This window comes from Paenibacillus alginolyticus DSM 5050 = NBRC 15375 (assembly GCF_000422905.1).
Taxonomy (GTDB): Bacteria; Bacillota; Bacilli; order Paenibacillales; family NBRC-103111; genus Paenibacillus_E; species Paenibacillus_E alginolyticus.
In genome coordinates this window covers 1-16,431 of sequence record NZ_AUGY01000046.1, presented here as the reverse complement: position 1 = coordinate 16,431, position 16,431 = coordinate 1, and the positions used below count along the sequence as shown (strand labels likewise).

General features: G+C 49.7%; 16 protein-coding genes. 10 read left to right on the top strand and 6 right to left on the bottom strand.

The genetic code is table 11. The features are described from left to right. Window positions 1-180: 180 nt before the first annotated feature. Window positions 181-1,500, bottom strand: a complete 1,320-nt coding sequence (gene xylA, locus G519_RS0120505) for a xylose isomerase (RefSeq protein ID WP_029196298.1) — start codon at window positions 1,498-1,500, stop codon at window positions 181-183. A 160-nt stretch (window positions 1,501-1,660) separates the two neighbouring features. On the opposite strand from xylA, the gene G519_RS0120500 reads away from it, so the two are divergent. From G519_RS0120500 to G519_RS0120490, 3 genes are all read left to right on the top strand, one after another. After that, window positions 1,661-2,851, top strand: a complete 1,191-nt coding sequence (locus tag G519_RS0120500; RefSeq protein WP_029196297.1) for an ROK family transcriptional regulator — start codon at window positions 1,661-1,663, stop codon at window positions 2,849-2,851. 100 nt (window positions 2,852-2,951) lie between these two features. Then, complete coding sequence (locus G519_RS43830) at window positions 2,952-3,446, top strand: hypothetical protein (protein ID WP_127528066.1); 495 nt, start codon at window positions 2,952-2,954, stop codon at window positions 3,444-3,446. Window positions 3,447-3,527: 81 nt separating this feature from the next. Further along, on the top strand, window positions 3,528-4,031 hold the full coding sequence (locus G519_RS0120490) for a Crp/Fnr family transcriptional regulator (protein ID WP_029196296.1): 504 nt from the start codon (window positions 3,528-3,530) through the stop codon (window positions 4,029-4,031). Between the two features lie 21 nt (window positions 4,032-4,052). Here the strand turns inward: G519_RS0120490 and hmpA are convergent, their stop codons facing one another. Then, a complete protein-coding gene (gene hmpA / locus G519_RS0120485; RefSeq protein ID WP_029196295.1) occupies window positions 4,053-5,267 on the bottom strand; it encodes an NO-inducible flavohemoprotein in 1,215 nt (404 codons plus the stop codon). Between the two features lie 623 nt (window positions 5,268-5,890). Here hmpA and G519_RS0120480 point away from each other — a divergent pair. Continuing rightward, entirely contained in the window at window positions 5,891-7,399 is a 1,509-nt protein-coding gene (locus G519_RS0120480; protein WP_244280165.1) for a dihydroorotate dehydrogenase, read from the top strand. A 20-nt stretch (window positions 7,400-7,419) separates the two neighbouring features. After that, window positions 7,420-8,157 (top strand): metallophosphoesterase family protein, encoded by a 738-nt coding sequence (locus tag G519_RS0120475; RefSeq protein ID WP_029196293.1) that lies wholly within the window; start codon window positions 7,420-7,422, stop codon window positions 8,155-8,157. A gap of 306 nt (window positions 8,158-8,463) precedes the next feature. Here the strand turns inward: G519_RS0120475 and G519_RS0120470 are convergent, their stop codons facing one another. After that, window positions 8,464-9,099 carry an FMN-dependent NADH-azoreductase gene (locus G519_RS0120470; RefSeq protein WP_029196292.1) on the bottom strand — a complete coding sequence of 212 codons (636 nt, stop codon included), beginning with the start codon at window positions 9,097-9,099 and terminating at the stop codon, window positions 8,464-8,466. Between the two features lie 231 nt (window positions 9,100-9,330). On the opposite strand from G519_RS0120470, the gene G519_RS0120465 reads away from it, so the two are divergent. The 3 genes from G519_RS0120465 to G519_RS0120450 all read left to right on the top strand — a co-directional run bounded on the left by G519_RS0120465 (window position 9,331) and on the right by G519_RS0120450 (window position 12,063). Then, entirely contained in the window at window positions 9,331-10,365 is a 1,035-nt protein-coding gene (locus G519_RS0120465; RefSeq protein ID WP_029196291.1) for an agmatine deiminase family protein, read from the top strand. A 5-nt stretch (window positions 10,366-10,370) separates the two neighbouring features. Then, the gene (gene aguB / locus G519_RS0120460; protein ID WP_029196290.1) at window positions 10,371-11,246 is read left to right on the top strand and encodes an N-carbamoylputrescine amidase; all 876 of its coding nucleotides are present in this window, start codon (window positions 10,371-10,373) and stop codon (window positions 11,244-11,246) included. A gap of 400 nt (window positions 11,247-11,646) precedes the next feature. Beyond that, window positions 11,647-12,063 (top strand): YkvA family protein, encoded by a 417-nt coding sequence (locus G519_RS0120450; protein ID WP_029196288.1) that lies wholly within the window; start codon window positions 11,647-11,649, stop codon window positions 12,061-12,063. A gap of 212 nt (window positions 12,064-12,275) precedes the next feature. Here G519_RS0120450 and G519_RS0120445 read toward each other — a convergent pair whose 3' ends face one another. Continuing rightward, on the bottom strand, window positions 12,276-13,346 hold the full coding sequence (locus G519_RS0120445; protein WP_029196287.1) for a branched-chain amino acid aminotransferase: 1,071 nt from the start codon (window positions 13,344-13,346) through the stop codon (window positions 12,276-12,278). A gap of 127 nt (window positions 13,347-13,473) precedes the next feature. Between G519_RS0120445 and G519_RS0120440 the strand changes: the two genes are divergently transcribed. Together G519_RS0120440 and G519_RS0120435 are read left to right on the top strand one after the other, a co-directional pair. Then, window positions 13,474-14,349 carry a LysR family transcriptional regulator gene (locus tag G519_RS0120440; RefSeq protein WP_029196286.1) on the top strand — a complete coding sequence of 292 codons (876 nt, stop codon included), beginning with the start codon at window positions 13,474-13,476 and terminating at the stop codon, window positions 14,347-14,349. 46 nt (window positions 14,350-14,395) lie between these two features. Continuing rightward, entirely contained in the window at window positions 14,396-15,382 is a 987-nt protein-coding gene (locus tag G519_RS0120435) for a TRM11 family SAM-dependent methyltransferase (protein ID WP_029196285.1), read from the top strand. A gap of 2 nt (window positions 15,383-15,384) precedes the next feature. On the opposite strand, the gene G519_RS0120430 is transcribed toward G519_RS0120435, so the two are convergent. Continuing rightward, window positions 15,385-15,993: a DUF3298 and DUF4163 domain-containing protein gene (locus G519_RS0120430; RefSeq protein WP_029196284.1), complete on the bottom strand. Its 609-nt coding sequence runs from the start codon at window positions 15,991-15,993 to the stop codon at window positions 15,385-15,387. A 165-nt stretch (window positions 15,994-16,158) separates the two neighbouring features. After that, a partial coding sequence (locus G519_RS43825) for a transposase (protein WP_036633511.1) occupies window positions 16,159-16,431 on the bottom strand: 273 nt, incomplete at its 5' end.

Genomic DNA, 16,431 nt, shown 5'->3' with positions numbered 1-16,431 from the left:
TTGGTCATTCCCCTCGAGTTTAAGCGTGTTTTATATCGTTAAGGAGGTAAATTTCCGCGTTGCCCATCTGTTAGCGATGGAAAACATCGTTACAGAGAGAAGAGGAGTTATCTGCACAAGCCACCAGACAAATAAAAAAATCCCGCTCACGCCGAACGGCTGGAGCGGGATTTTCGACAATTAAGTGTTAATCAGGTACTGGTTAACCGTCGCCTTAATCAATTCCAAACGGCCGGATCGATTCACGATGGTGCTGTTGTTCTCAAGCGCGTAAGCTTCAAGTGTCTTGAAGTTGGCTTTGCCGGACACGATGTCGGCGCCGATGCCGGATTTGAATGAAGCATAGCGCGTGTCGAGGATGTTATCGAATACGCGGTCTTCGATCAATTTGGCAGCGACTTGCAAGCCGCGAGCGAAGGCGTCCATCCCTGCGATGTGGGAGTAGACGACATCGATAGGCTCGAAGGAAGTACGGCGAACCTTGGCGTCGAAGTTCACGCCGCCGCGGCCGATACCGCCTTCGTTCAGCAGGATTTCGTACATCGCGAGTGTCGTCGAGTACAAGTCAGTCGGGAACTCGTCGGTATCCCAGCCGAGCAACAGATCGCCTTGGTTTGCATCGATGGAACCAAGAACGCCATTGATGCGCGCGACGCGAAGCTCGTGCTCAAAGGTATGACCAGCAAGCGTAGCATGGTTCGCTTCCAGGTTTAATTTGAAATACGGCAGCAAGTCGTATTTTTGCAAGAAAGATAGCGTTGTAGCCGCATCGAAGTCGTATTGGTGCTTGGATGGCTCTTTTGGCTTAGGCTCGATCAGGAATTGACCGTCGTAGCCGATTTCTTTGGCATAATCAACCGCCATGTGCAGGAAGCGAGCCAGGTTATCAAGCTCTAGGCCGAGGTCCGTGTTCAGCAGAGTCTCGTAGCCTTCGCGTCCGCCCCAGAAAACGTAGTTTTCAGAGCCAAGCTCTTTGGCATGATCCAAGGCTTTCTTCACTTGGGCAGCAGCGTAAGCAAATACGTCCGCATTATTCGTCGTCGCAGCGCCATGAACAAAGCGCGGGTTAGTGAACATATTAGCTGTATTCCAGAGCAGCTTTTTGCCGCTGGATTTCATGTTATCCTTGATCAGGGCAACGATCTCGTCGAGGTTCTTGTTCGTTTCTTGCAGCGTGCTGCCCTCAGGCGCGATATCGCGGTCATGGAAAGCGAAGTAGTCGACATCCAGAATGTTCAGCAGTTCAAAGCAAGCGTCAACACGAGCTTTGGCCAGCTCAAGGCCGGAATATTGATCCCAAGCGCGGATCGCTGTGCCGCTGCCGAATGGATCGGAGCCATTGGCGGAAAAAGAATGCCAGTAAGCGATTGCAAAACGCAAATGTTCACGCATGGTTTTGCCTAAAATAACTTGATCGGGATTATAAAATTTAAAGGAAAGCGGGTTCGTCGATGTGCGGCCTTCGTACTTAATCGGTTGAATGTTGTCAAAGTAGCTCATGAATTCAGCCTCCATAAATTAAGGAATAAATGCTTATGCAGTCATCATAGCACCAAATGAATAGTTTGTAAATTCATTAAACAAACTTAGTTAATGCATGAAAATCTCTTTCATGTTAAAATCAGTTCATTAGAAAAGAGCGACAAGCCATTAGAGCAATATGGGGGCAAACATGAAGCAAACAGGCGATTTGAATCTTGTGAAAAAAATAAATAAATCTATTGTACTACACCATATTCGCACGAATTCTCCAATATCCCGCGCACGGATTGCAGAAATTACAGGGCTGACCAAGGCGACGGTGTCGAGTCTTGTGAACGAATTGATCGAGAGCAGCGTCGTCGAAGAGATTGGCGTTGGTAAATCAAGCGGCGGGCGCAAGCCGATGATGCTGCTTTTTAATGGGACGGCTGGTTATGCCATCGGGGTAGACCTAGGGGTTACTGATATTCTCGCGGTACTGACGGATTTAAGCGGTAAGATCATCCGCGAGGTAAGAGTGCAGCATGACAATGCTTCCGTCGAAAAGGTCGTCCAGCTGTTGAAAACGATCATCCGCGGACTGATCGAAAGCGCGCCGGAGAGCGTCTACGGGATTATAGGAATCGGCATCGGTGTGCCGGGTATTTGTGATGAGAGCGGCAATCTGCTGTTCGCGCCGAATCTTGGCTGGGAGAACGTGCCTTTGCAGCAGCAAATCGAGGAAACGTTCAACATTCCGGTTGTTATCGATAATGAAGCGAACGCAGGAGCCGTGGGGGAGAAACAGTTCGGAGCTGGTAAAGACACGGCGAATCTGGTGTATGTGTCGATCGGCATCGGGATCGGTGCCGGGATCATCATTAAGGGCGAGCTGTACCGCGGGGCGACCGGTTTCTCTGGTGAGATCGGGCACATCTCGATCCAGCACGACGGGCCAAAGTGCAGCTGCGGCAGCTTAGGCTGTTGGGAGCTGTATGCGTCGGAGCACGCGCTCCTCACGCAGGCGCGCCGCGAGCTTAACGATGACGCTGTGGATTTGGAGGCTTTGCTGAGCAAAGCCGAAGCCGGAGATCTGGCAGTGATCGCGCTTTTTGAGCGCCTTGGTTATTATCTCGGTGTAGGCGTAGTTAATATTATCAACGGGTACAATCCCGAATATATTATTCTTGGCGGCCGCTTAGCAAGTGCCGAGAGATGGCTGATGAAACCGCTGTTGGCCCTGCTCGAGAAGCGCTCCCTGCCGCATCCGCGAAAGCAGCTGAAAGTAGCGTTCAGCGAGCTGAGCGATCGGTCGACGGTGCTTGGGGCGGCATCTTTTGCTGTGGCTACATTTTTCGTGGAGACGACGGTTTCGGTTGATCGGAACTAAGAAATGTGGGAATTCCCGCCATATGATTGACCGGAGGATGGTCACTTTTGTACAATGAGAAAAGTGCCAAAAATTCGAGAACAAAGGACTGGAACCAAAGATGTTTCTACGTTCACTAGTGATGTGCTGCTATCTCATGGGAGCTTACTGGGCTTCCTACCATTTCCCATCCTTGAAGATGGTGTTTTATCCAACGCTTGGGGCATTCAGCTTTCTTTTTATGCACCGTGTGGACCAAATTAAGGACATTGGACGCATCACGATGGGTGCTATCATAGCAGTGACTCTCGGCAGCAGCATGTATGCGATAAGCCACGGCGCCATATCATTTTTCATAACAGCTATACTTACCATCTTTCTCATTCAGTGGTTCAAATGGAACGCGGCACCGATTCTGTCCGTTTCGTTCATTCCCTATTTTGCACATTCCGTCTCATTCTGGGCACTGCCTGCAGCTGTCCTCGTTTCTCTCTTAGGGCTGGTGGGATCGATTTGGCTCATTGGCAAGGTTGAGCAGTTGAATTGGGTTGCCAGATTGTCACTGGCACTTTCGCCGCTTCGCACGAAGCTGGAGCCGTTAAAAAAAGAGCTATAGCTGGTTTGCAGCTAGGAACCATAAACAAAAAGCGATCAGCAGTGAATGCTGTCGCTTTTTTCTATATGAAGGAGAATGAATATGAAACTGCACAAAGGAGAAATCCTATTCCGTCAAGGAGACACGGGACCGCTGTACCAGCTCCAAACCGGACTGTTGAAAATTGTCCGTGCTCATGAGGACGGGAATACGACGCTCGTGAATATCATTGTGCCAGGCGAGACGATTCCACATCATTCGCTCATTAGTCCAAGTCCTTACTATGGTACTGCGATAGCGCTTGTCACTTGTGACATAGATGTGCTTCCTGCTGCGCGGTGGTACGAGGAGCTGGAGCGCAGCCCGGAGCATTTCCGCACGATTGCGCGACAATTACAGGATAAACTGCGCATGATGCAGCAGCGTATTGATCAACTGACAGAAGTGACTCCAGCTGCCAAGCTGATGAAGCTCGAACGCTGGTTCCAGCATTATCTGGGAGACTTGAAGCTGACAGATGTGCTAACGCAGGAGGAAATCGGTCAGTTCATCGGGCTTCGCCGGGAGACCGTGAATCGTCTACTGAGGGAGAACGTAAAACTGTAAAAAAAGGAGACATGCCTCCGTTTACAGAGTGCCCGCAGGACCAAAAAATTCATAGTGGCGGTCCGAGTCGGGAACACCCCATTCACGGAGCATTTGGTTCACTGCTTTCATAAACGGAACGGGTCCGCAGAAATAGAAGCTAGCATCCACAGTCGGTACAATGCTTTGTAGCCAAGGCAAATCGATATATCCTTCTTTATGAAAAGCTTGCTCGGCTGCGTCGGCTTTCGTCGGTTGCTGATAGCACCAAGCAACAGCCACTTGCGGATGCTGCACGGCGAGTTCTTCAACTTCCCTGCGCAGCGCGTGGTGCTGACCGTTCTGAGCCGCATGGATGAAGGTAACCTGACGATTCGGCGACGTGGTTGCAAGGGTATGGAGCATGCTGACCATTGGCGTCAGCCCAACACCGCCGCTGATAAGTACGACAGGCCGAGTATCCTTTTGATCCAGTGTAAAATCGCCAGCAGGCGCGGACAACCACAGTACATCGCCCTCTTGCACCTGGTTGTGCAGATAGACCGAAGCTTTGCCTGCAGGAACATCAGGATTGTGATCCTCGCGTTTTACGGAGATGCGATAGAAAGGCTTCCCGGATGCATGCGAGAGGCTGTACTGCCGAATAAGGGTATGTTCTTCCCCTGGAATCTGAAGTCGGATACTCACATACTGCCCCGGTTCAAATGCTGCGAGTGCGTCTCCATCTTGGGGTGTCAGGTAGAAGGAAGTGATGACGTCGCTTTCTTTGCTTTTGCGTTCGACTCGGAATGGTCTGAAATCTTTCCAACCACCCGTTTGTTGCTCAGACGTATCATACATCTCGGCTTCAATACTGATAAAAGCATCGGCAATGACTCCATAAGCTTCAGCCCAAGCTTGAAGAATTTCGTCGGTTGCAGCATCGCCCAGAACTTCTTTGATGGCTGCAAGCAGATGTTGGCCGACAATAGGATAATGCTCCGCCTTGACGCCCAGGCTGCGATGCTTATGGGCAATTTGTTTCACAGCAGGCAAAATGGCCTCGAGCCGATCAATATGCAGGGCTGCCGCATACACGGCGTTGGCTAGAGCGGTTTGCTGCCTGCCTTGTTTTTGATTCGCATGATTGAATATATTCAGCAGCTCGGGGTGATCTGTGAACAACCTGTCATAGAAACGTTTAGTTATCGTTACACCGTGAACTTCCAGTACGGGGACTGTGGATTTAATAACTCGGATGGTTTGCTCGGTTAACATAAAGGATCGCCTCACTTCACATAGAATAACTTGATGCCCTAAGTATAGCGAACAAGACGAGGGAGCCTGTGTGATTATAATCACAAGGAATAGCAACAATCTGTGTCATAGGCATGATGATGAATCCGAGGTATACTGGATAAAATAAACAAATACAGGAGTACATATCGATGCCTGATTGGTCTTATCATGCGATATTTCGTCCGTTGCTATTTCAACTGCCGGGATGCATTGCCCGGAACTTGACCCTTCATGCCATAGGCGGATTAAGCCGTGTCCCAGGAGGGACATTCGTGATCAAAACGATGGGTCACATGGAGCTGTCGCCAATCCTTGAGGATGAACTGGCGGGGGTGCCGATTCAGTGTCCGATCGGCCTAAGCGGCACGCTTGATCCGCACGGGACCGCGCACAAGGCGCTGGCCCAGTTCGGGTTCGGCTTCATCGAGATCGGACCTGTGACGGTCCGAGCAGTACATGACGCCGCGCCGATTGATCGCGACGTGGTGTGTGAAGCCATCGTGTACCCCGATGGCTATGTCAATGACGGCGCGGACGCGATCGTCCAGCGCCTGCGCAAGGGCACGGGGCATCGCCTGCCGCACTTCGTGCGGCTGCGGCCGATGCCGGGCAGTTCGCCGCGCGAGGCGCTGCTCGAGCAGCAGGAGCTGCTCTCGAAGCTGGCGCCGTACGCGGCGGGGTTCTACATCGATGGCCTCGCCGAAGGCTGGCCACCGGATGAAGCCATAGCGTACCTCCGCGAGGTACGCCTCATAGCTGAAGCAGCGGCCCCGGGGAAGCCGCTGCTGCTCTACCTGCCGCAGCCGATTCCCTTCGGGATGCTGCGTGAACTCACCGACACCGCCGCGAGCTTCAGCGGTGTCGTCGTCGGCGAAGCGCTGCGCGAGCCAGGCACCCGCCGGGAACGCGTCGGCGGCGGTGCGGAGGCGCTCGGGGCGCAGCTGAGCCAGGTCCGGCTGCTCCGCGAATCGCTTGGCGAGCGGAGCACGATTGTTGCGGCCGGCGGCGTTCATCAGCCGCAGGATGCTCTAGAGCTGTTAGCAGCTGGAGCGAATAGCGTCCAACTGCACAGCGGGCTTGTGTACGCGGGGCCAGGGCTGCCCAAGCGAGTCAACGAAGCGATCATTTATGATCGCATCAGGCAAACAGCTGAGCCCCAGCCGCCTTCATTCTGGGCCAATTGGGGCTGGATGAGCCTGCTGGGTATCGGCATGATCATTGGTGGTGTACTCGCATGGCTCATTGCGTCCACAAGTGTCCTCTTGCCTTACGACGAAACTTTTCTTGGCGTGAGCCGAAGTGTCATAAACCATTTTAATGGGCATATTATACATTTCATGTCCCATGACCGTATTACGTTAGCAGGAACGATGATTTCGATAGGTATCTTTTATTATCAATTGGCTCGACATGGCCTGCGAAGCGGGCTTCACTGGGCGCGAACGGCCGTAATGACATCGTGTGCCGTAGGTTTCAGCAGCTTTTTCCTTTACCTCGGCTATGGCTATTTTGATCCTCTTCATGCCGTGGCAGCGGCCGTGCTTCTGCCAATGCTGCTGATGACCTTGCGGGGCTTGAAAGATCACCCCTCCCGGAAGAAGCCAGGCATGTTGAATGATTCTGTTTGGCGCAGAGCGCAGTGGGGGCAATGCTGTTTCGTTGTACTCGGATTTGGTTTAGCCATCGGAGGCTTGACGATATCTTTCGTCGGTATCACTACCGTGTTCGTACCGACAGATTTAGCTTATCTAGGCCTGACTGTCCAGCAGCTTGCTGCTTGGAACGATCACATCATTCCGCTCATTGCCCATGACCGGGCAGGATTTGGCGGAGCGCTCTTTTCACTCGCGGTAGCGATTACAGCCTCCGCTTTATGGGGAATCAACCAAGGCGAAAGCTGGTTGTGGTGGACGTTTCTCTGGGGAGGACTACCCGGATTTGCTGCCGGTTTGCTAGTGCATTTTCACATTGGCTACATAGACTTTGTTCATTTACTTCCTGTTTATATAGCGGCCCTGTTATATGTGGTTGGGTTGTACCTCATGTATCCGTTTTTAGTGGGCAGAGCGAGCGGGAGGGAAATATCTGTTTCACGCAATGAAAACTATTAACATGAGGGGCAGGTGGGTTGGTGGAGAAACTAGCCATTATTTCAGATATCCATGGTAATATGCCTGCATTCGAAGCGGTTATGAAGGATATTCAGCATCGACATGTTACAGAGATCATTTGTCTTGGGGATTTAGTAGGGAAGGGACCGCACTCGGATCTCGTTGTTGATCATGTGCGGGAACTTTGCCAAACGGTTATTATGGGAAATTGGGATGATTTCATCGGTAATCCTACCGAAGATCCGGTTTTACTTTGGACGCAGACTAGGCTTGGGCGCGAACGGTTGACTTATTTGAAAGGGCTGCCTTTTTGCTATGAGTTTTGGATGAGCGGGAAGTTCGTGCGGCTATTCCATGCTTCGCCAAGAAGCGTGTATGAACGTATTCAGCCATGGGACCCGATGGAAAGCCGAATGTCGATGTTCGAGTCCTCGGACCTGTGCGGTGAGCCTTTGCAAGCCGACGTGGCAGGCTATGGTGATGTACACAACGCCTATTTGCAGGTTCTTAGGGGTAAAATGCTTTTCAATACAGGAAGCGTAGGGAATCCGCTGGATTTGACACAAGCTTCTTATGTTCTTTTAGAAGGAAACTACCACAACCAACAGCCCGCAGCGTTCAATATCCAGCATGTGAGAGTGCCATACGACATTGAACTCGCTGTCCAGCAAGCGAAGGATGAGCGGATGCCGGATTCGGATGCTTATATCTTGGAATTGCGGACGGGGCAATATCGCGGCAAAAAAACGAAAGAGTAAAAAAGAAGAGGCTGACTCAAAAGGTTAAAACCTAGCGAGCAGCCTCTTTTTTGTTTCGATACGGAGCGAAATCTAACAGGAATTCCTCCAGTTAATTTGGCGTTAATCGTTCTAAACAGTCATCTAACTGGAAGTTTTCCATGTATTACAACGGTGAAAAGAAGAGGCAGCCCAAAGATGAACACCCTATGGGACAGCCCCTTTTTTCAGTAGATAAGAAAGTATAAGTTTTATTACACTTCGCGTCATCAGTCTTGACAAACGCGCTCGTCCCAGTGGGACGACGGAGTCGTTTATCCTTGTTTGTTAGAACGTTTTAGCTAATGCTTGCGCGCGGCTAATCGCTTCCTCTTTGATTTGCGGAGCCTTGTCGGGTGTCTGAGCCATCCCCTCAACAAAAATTCCTTGGAAATCCGTAATGCCGAAGAATGACATGATGGTACTTATATAACGATGTCCCATTTCCATTGAGGCAGCAGGTCCTTCCGAATAAACGCCGCCGCTTGCTTGGATATGCAGCGCTTTTTTGTCAGGCAGCAAGCCTACAGGACCCGTTTCTGTGTACTTAAACGTTTTGCCGGCGATACAAATCGCATCGATATAGGCTTTCATAAGCGGTGGGAAAGAAAAATTCCACATTGGCGTAACGAATACGTATTTATCCGCTGCTACAAACTGATCCGTTATTTCGCCGAGTCGACCTACTTTTGACTGTTCTTCCTTGCTCAAATCTGAGAATTGTTGACCGCCTCGCAATTTTCCCCACCCGCTGAATACGTCGGCATCAATGTGAGGCAATTGAATGCTGTACAAGTCCAGATGGATGACTTCATCATTAGGATTGGCTTCCCGATAGGTATCAATAAAGGCTTTTCCTACAGCCATACTGAATGATGTTTGGTGGTCATGGGGATGTGCTGTGATGTGTAAAACAGTTGCCAATGTGATCCGCCCTTTCATTTGGTTGCATGTTAAAGCCATATATAATGTTCATTAAAAGCAATCAAAATATGCAGGGCAGAGCAATTTGATTTTTAACGATTGCTAAATTTGTAAACCTATGTACATTGAGCATAAGCTCCTTTTGGTATATGATGAAAGACGGTGCATTTGACTTCAATATTTGCCCTTCATATGGCTGCCAAAAAATTTATATAAAGTGAGATGGATGAGATGAAACCTAAGGATTTACACTATAGAATGCCAGCAGAGTGGACAACACATGAGCGTACATTTATTTCTTGGCCCGTTCAATCTTCGATGGTTTATCCAGAGGATCATGCGGTTGTGTCAAAAGGTTATGCAGATTTGGCCAAGGCTATTGCTGAGTTCGAGCCTGTGACAGTGATCGTGAATCCGGCGGATGCTGAGCAAGTAAAGGCTATGTTCGAAGAGACGAACGTTGATTTTCTGATCATTCCGCATAACGATGCATGGTTCCGAGATAACGGCCCAACGTTCTTGTTAAATGAACAGCAGGAAATCGCAGCTGTGAATTGGAAATTCAACGCGTGGGGCGGCAAATATGCGCCCTGGGATCTTGATGATAACGTGGCTCCGCAAATTTTGGAGCATCACGGTGTGAAGCGTTTTGACGCTCCGCTCGTCATGGAAGGCGGCTCCATTCATGTGGATGGAGAAGGGACGCTTTTGACAACGGAGGAATGTCTCCTGAACACGAACCGCAATCCAGACCTAAGCCGTGAACAAATCGAAGAATATGTGAAAGACTTCGTCAACGTCGAGAAGATCATCTGGCTGAATAAAGGGCTAGACGGCGATGAAACGGACGGTCATGTCGATAATATTGCTTGCTTCGCGGCTCCAGGCAAAATCATTTTGCAGGTCTGCAACGATCCATCGGATGCCAACTATGCGATTACACAAGAGAATTTAGAAATTCTGCGCAATGCGACGGATGCTAAGGGACGCTCTTTTGAAATTATCCAGATTGAGCAGCCTCCTCTGACGTTTTTTGAAGAGCAGCGTCTGACGCTGAGCTATTTGAACTTTTATTTCGTAAACGGCGGCATTATTTTGCCGGTGTTCGGCGGAACTGCACAAGAGACAGATCGTAAGGCGGCAGAGGTGCTAAGCGCAGCTTTCCCAGATCGTAGAATCCGCACCATTAACGGCATGTCCATCATCAAAGAAGGCGGCAACGTTCACTGCACGACGCAGCAAATGCCAGCTAGCAAGAAAGGGTGATTTCATTGAGAAAAGTCACAGTAGCAGCAACGCAAATGAGCTGTTCCGATAATATAGAAGAAAATATTCGCAAAGCAGAGGCCTTGGTTCGCCAAGCAGCCGCGAAGGGCGCTCAAATTATTTTGATCCAAGAGCTGTTTGAGACCCCTTATTTCTGCCAAAAAGAGAAGTCCGACTACTATCATTACGCGACGGAGCTGGAGAACAACAAAGCAATCAAGCATTTCCGTGAAATTGCCAAAGAGCTTCAGGTCGTACTGCCAATAAGCTTTTATGAGAAAAAGAATTACGCGCGCTATAATTCGTTAGCGGTTATCGATGCCGATGGCGAAGTGCTTGGCCTTTATCGCAAAAGTCATATCCCTGACGGACCAGGGTATGAGGAGAAGTTCTATTTCAACCCCGGCGATACCGGGTTCAAGGTTTGGAAAACACGCTATGCCAAAATCGGCGTAGGCGTATGCTGGGATCAATGGTACCCGGAAGCCGCAAGGGTTATGGCTTTGATGGGTGCAGAGCTGCTGTTCTACCCAACTGCTATAGGCTCCGAGCCGCAGGATGGTTCGATCGATTCTAAGGATCACTGGCAAATGTGCATGCGCGGCCACGCCGCGGCGAACTTGATGCCGGTTATCGCATCGAATCGGATCGGTAAGGAAGAAGATGAAGACTCCAGTATTAACTTCTATGGTTCATCTTTCATCGCAGGCCCGCAGGGCAATATGATTGAGGAAGCTGGCCGCGACGAAGAGACTGTTCTTGTTGCAGCATTCGACCTTGATCAGCTGGAAGTTCAGCGTATTGAGTGGGGCATTTTCCGCGACCGTCGTCCGGATCTTTACAAGAAAATTGCCACTTACGATGGTGAGCAGGTACTGTAATCGTGCTTTTGCCATTGTTGAAGGGGATTTTACAAGTGTCTGGCATGATAGCCAGAGTAGGGCTGCTCCTCGGGGAGTAGTCCTTTTTTTGCGTGGATACTTCCAAGTCACTAAAAGCAAAGAACCCCTCTCAGTGAGATGGGGTTTTATTAGTTTAAATCGAACTCTTCCTGGGTTGTTTGTAGTTAACCCGTCGGAAGAATCGAGCGAGAAGAAATGGGGGATTTTGATCAAGTTCGTTATAATTCGATTTATCTGGAAAGTTAGGATATATTCAAAGAAGGAGTTAGTTGAAGTTTAAGTAAGTTGTTTTTAAAGCAGACACTTAAAGCTAGTGAGATTAATGGGCTCAAAGAATAGATTATGGCTTTTATGAAAAAAAGGTGATTGGAGTGACAGGATGATGGACCCTACCAAGTATGAAAAATATTTCTCAACCGACGGCTTCTGGTCAAAGCTGAAAAAGGGCACAAAAAAGGCAGGCAGTAAAGTCATTTACACCGGCCTGCTGCTCTTTTACGCAGTAGAAAGTCCAAGAACGCCTCTTAAAGCCAAAGTTCAAATCTACGGCGCATTAGGCTATCTCATTCTGCCTTTAGATATCATCCCTGATTTGCTGCCTATTGTTGGGTATGTGGATGATTTGAGCGCTTTGGGGCTTGCTTTGGCAGCTGTCGCAAAGAGTATTGATGCCGATGTGAAGCTCAAAGCGAAGAACAAGCTGAGGGATCTACTCGGTGATGACGTGGTGAATAGTAAAGATATTATCGATATCGATGGACAGCTCGTGGAGGAGAAAGAGAAGGAGACAGAATGATGGACAAGGTGTAAAAGGAGGGGGGCTACCCAATCGAGCGTCATTCCTAGCCATTCAGCTCTCGCTTTGTGAACGAGGGTGGATGCCAAAAAGCCGTCCCAAGGTTCAATCCCTTGGAACGGCTTTATTCGATTCATGCTTAAGGCGGGCTTACCTTTATCTGGTAGTTGGCAATCGACGACAAATGGTTTTTTCCATCAACAGCTTGCCGTTCAGCAAGAGATCATCCAGCTGTTTGAATCTTCGATCCGTCCATATTGAATACCCGTAATCGTATCGTAAAGCCGCGCAACCAGCTCGCCGATATTCCCTTGATTAATGCTCATAAGCGTTCCGTTCCATAGCAGACTGCCAATCGGCGAGACGACCGCTGCGGTACCGGTGCCGAAGGCTTCCTCGAGTGTCCCATTTTCAAAAGCCTCGACAATGTCATGGATGGAAATTTTCCGCTCCGAAACCGGAATACCCCACTCTTTTAACAAGTGAATGATACTGTTCCGAGTGATCCCCTCCAGAATACTGCCGCTGAGACTTGGAGTCACAACTTCCCCGTTGATTTTGAAAAAGACATTCATGCTGCCGGCTTCTTCGATATACATCTTCTCGATGGCATCCAACCAGAGCACTTGAGCGCAGTTATATTCTTTGGCGAGGGCTTGTGCTTTGAGCGTTGCAGCGTAATTGCCAGCTGTTTTGACATTGCCTGTACCCCCTCGAACGGCCCTGGCATAATGGCTTTCTACAAGGATGTTAATGGGCTGAAGACCTTCCTCATAATAGGCGCCAACCGGCGACATAATGATAACGAACGAATAGCGCGAAGAGGCGCGCACGCCTAACCCGGCTTCGGTGGCAATCACAAAAGGACGAATATATAAAGAGGAGCCCTTCTTTCGAGGCACCCAATCGGCATCCAAACGAACGAGGGTTCGAATAGCGTCAACGACGAATTCTTCATCCATTTGGGGCATTTGCAGCCGGTCGCAGGAACGGTTTAGCCGCTTTGCATTTTGATCAGGTCGAAATAAAACGATCTCATCCTTTTCCGTACGAAAAGCCTTCAGCCCTTCGAACACAGCTTGCCCATAATGAAAAACCATCGCTGCCGGATCGTGGGATATCGGTCCATAAGGAACAATACGCGGGTCCTGCCAGCCGCTTCCTTCCTCGTAATCCATCATAAACATATGATCGGTAAAATAACGCCCGAACCCAAGGGCTTCCTCCAAGCCAGGCTTTGTTTTCCTGTTCAGATTGTGTTCGATTCGAATTTTTCCATGCATCGCCTTCAACCACCTTTCGTTACGATCATTATTGTTATCCTTTACTATAGAAAAATAACAATCATTGATCAATTGCGAATTTTCAATTACCATCATAGACAGTAGCTATGATCGGGGGCGTATCAAGATGGAGCATCGCTTATTGACCTACTTTTTAGCCGTTTGCGAGGAACTTCACTTCACGAAGGCCGCAGAAAAGCTGGGTATTAGCCAACCTACACTGAGCCAGCAGATTCGTTTGTTAGAGAATCAGGTAGGGGCGCCGCTTTTTCAGCGAATCGGGAAGAAGGTTTACGTAACCGAAGCAGGCGAGATTCTTCACAAACACAGCAGGAACATGTTCCACGAATTGGATCAGGCCAAGGCAGCTATTGATGAAATACAAGGCATGCAGCGGGGACGGCTGCGTATAGGCTGCTCCGGCAATCACTTGCTCACGGAGACCATCATGGCCTTCCATGCGCTATATCCGAAAATTGAGCTATCCGTGATCGAACTCGCCACCGAGGAGACGAAGGAGGGACTGCTGAGCAATCAGCTTGATATCGGTGTTGTTTTTCTGCCTGATGAAGATGAGCAGCTTCGGTGTATTCCTTTGTACAATGAAAAGCTGCATCTCGTGATCTCTTACAAGCATCCGCTTGCCGAGTTGAAGGCGATTTGTTTAGCGGAACTGGCTCAACTGCCGGTCGCCATGCTCCAGAAAAAGTTTTATGTTCGACAGATGATGGATGATGCCTGTGACCAGTCTGGATTTGAATGGAAGCCGGCGCTAGAGCTCTCTACCTTGGAGTCCCTGCTTCAGATGGCTATAAACAATGTGGGAGGCGCTATTTTGCCGGGGTCCTATGTGGACAGTATCCGCAGCAGCGCCATTCGAAGTATTCCCATCATAGCTCCGGTCCCTCAGAAGGATGTTGGGATTGTTTATCGGAAAGATATGTTTCTTTGCAAGACGATGGATACGTTTATGAAGCAGTTGATGCAGGCTTATAAGATATAAAGTGATGGAGCTAAGGTGCTTACTTGTAAAAAATGAGGGATGAACCATGAAGCATATATACGTATACGCCTGCCACGAAGACGAGCAGGCGTTGTGTCAGTTGGAGCTGCGCACCTTACTGGGCGCAGATGTCGTGCTGGGCGCGCGCTACGCCGTAAGCGCGCGAAGGGTAGAGCCGAGCCGCAGCCCGTTCCTGAAGCTGCGGCTGGATGTTTTGTTCGAGGCTGGCAGCTTACCGGAGCTGGCCTCGCAAGTGGCAACGTTGACCGTGCAGGGGTCAACGTTCAAGGTTGCGTTCGCGGAGACGGATGCTGCGGTCAGTACGGACCGCCAGCGCGAGGTCGCTCGCGAAATAGGCCGGCATCTTCGCGGCAAAGCCGAGATGCGACGGCCGGAGCAATGGTTCGCCGTGACGGAGCTGGGAGGCCGATGGTTGTTCGGCCACTGCAGCTACGGCGAAGCTGTGTGGCTTCAGCATCAGCAGAAGCCGCAGAACTACTCCACCGCCCTAGGTACGCGCGTAGCGCGGGCGGTGGTGAACATTGCCGTGCCCGAGGTCGTGGGCACGCGAGTCATTGACCCGTGCTGCGGCATCGGCACGGTGCTGGTGGAGGCGATGTCGATGGGGATCGACATCGTGGGCTGCGACATCAACCCGCTGGCGGTGCGCGGCGCGCGGGTGAATCTCGACCACTTCGGCATGCCGAATGTGGTGAGACTCGCGGACATGCGGACCCTGAGCCCAGCGGGCGAGCAGGAGATGGGGGCGGCGCAGCCAGTGTCCCCGAATAGCCCGCAGGACCAAGCCCGCTATGATGCGCTCATCCTGGACATGCCGTATAATCTCTGCTCCAAACTGCCGGAAGATGAGCAGCTGCAAATGCTGCAATCCGCTCGCAGGTTAGCCCGGCGCGCGGTAATTATTACGACGGAGCAGATCGATTCGCTTCTCGCGGAAGCTGGCTTCCGCATTGCCGAGCGCTGTGCCGTCCATAAAGGCAACTTCAGCAGACAAATTATTGTCTGCATGTAACGTTATGAAAGCATTTTGCCAAGCGGGCCATCTTCGTCAATGATATCTTGAATGGCATATACAGAAATAGGGAAGTACAGGAACCCGTAGACGTAAGCGGCCAATTCATAAACTTGGAAGTAGATGACCAAAGATTTATCGGCGATATAAAAATCCTGATCTGGTTTAATACCATTAAATTCGACCAACAAAGGAATATCCCGCGTTTTAAGCTCAGCTTTAATGATGGCACTAAGCTTAGCAACGTAATCGCTGCCGGGCTTAAACAAATCTTTGAGCGCATAGGCTTTGCCCGTTTCCGTGCTAAAGGTCAATCCTTTTTGGACCGTAAGTCCATGAGCACCTCCCGCAAACGTATAATTCCATAAAGTCAGACTGAGAACGTTCCGTTCATTCGTCTTTAACTCATAGTAAGCCGTGACGTCTGCCAGTGGATTTTGCGGATAGCCTTGCTCGTGAAGCAGCTTATTAACGGCGTAAACAATCGCTGTGTTCATAGCATGCTCCGCCTTGTATGGCGTGTGATGTACAACAGAGGGGTACTTCAGTTTCAACTGATGACGAAGCACTTGATTCGTCTGTATACTAACGGGTTGATCCAATCCGACCATTTCATCATCCATCCCAATGTTTTTGCTACAATTTATTCGGCGCATGGGCGTTTGGTTCTATGTTCTTGGGTATGTTGGAGAATAAGAGCCTCTAAGAGTACGTTTCACAATGTAATTTATTTGAGAATCTGCTTCTCCAATTTGAATCGGTACTTTTCAAAAAAATTAAGCAGAAAGCTGAGGGGTATTCATTGCTTGGTTAATTCGATCAACTGAAAGTTTACAGGATGTATAAAGTAAGCAGGCTAACTCCATATGCATTTTGGCTTTTTTACCTCCACGATGACGAACATTATCAAGTTGGAACTGTCCTTTGAGATAGGCAAATACACGTTCAACAGCTGTTCGTTGATCATACAGTTTCTCATGGGCTTCACTACCCCGTGCTGGAAACGTGTACTTGCGGCGATTATCGGATACTTTAATTTTTATCACTTT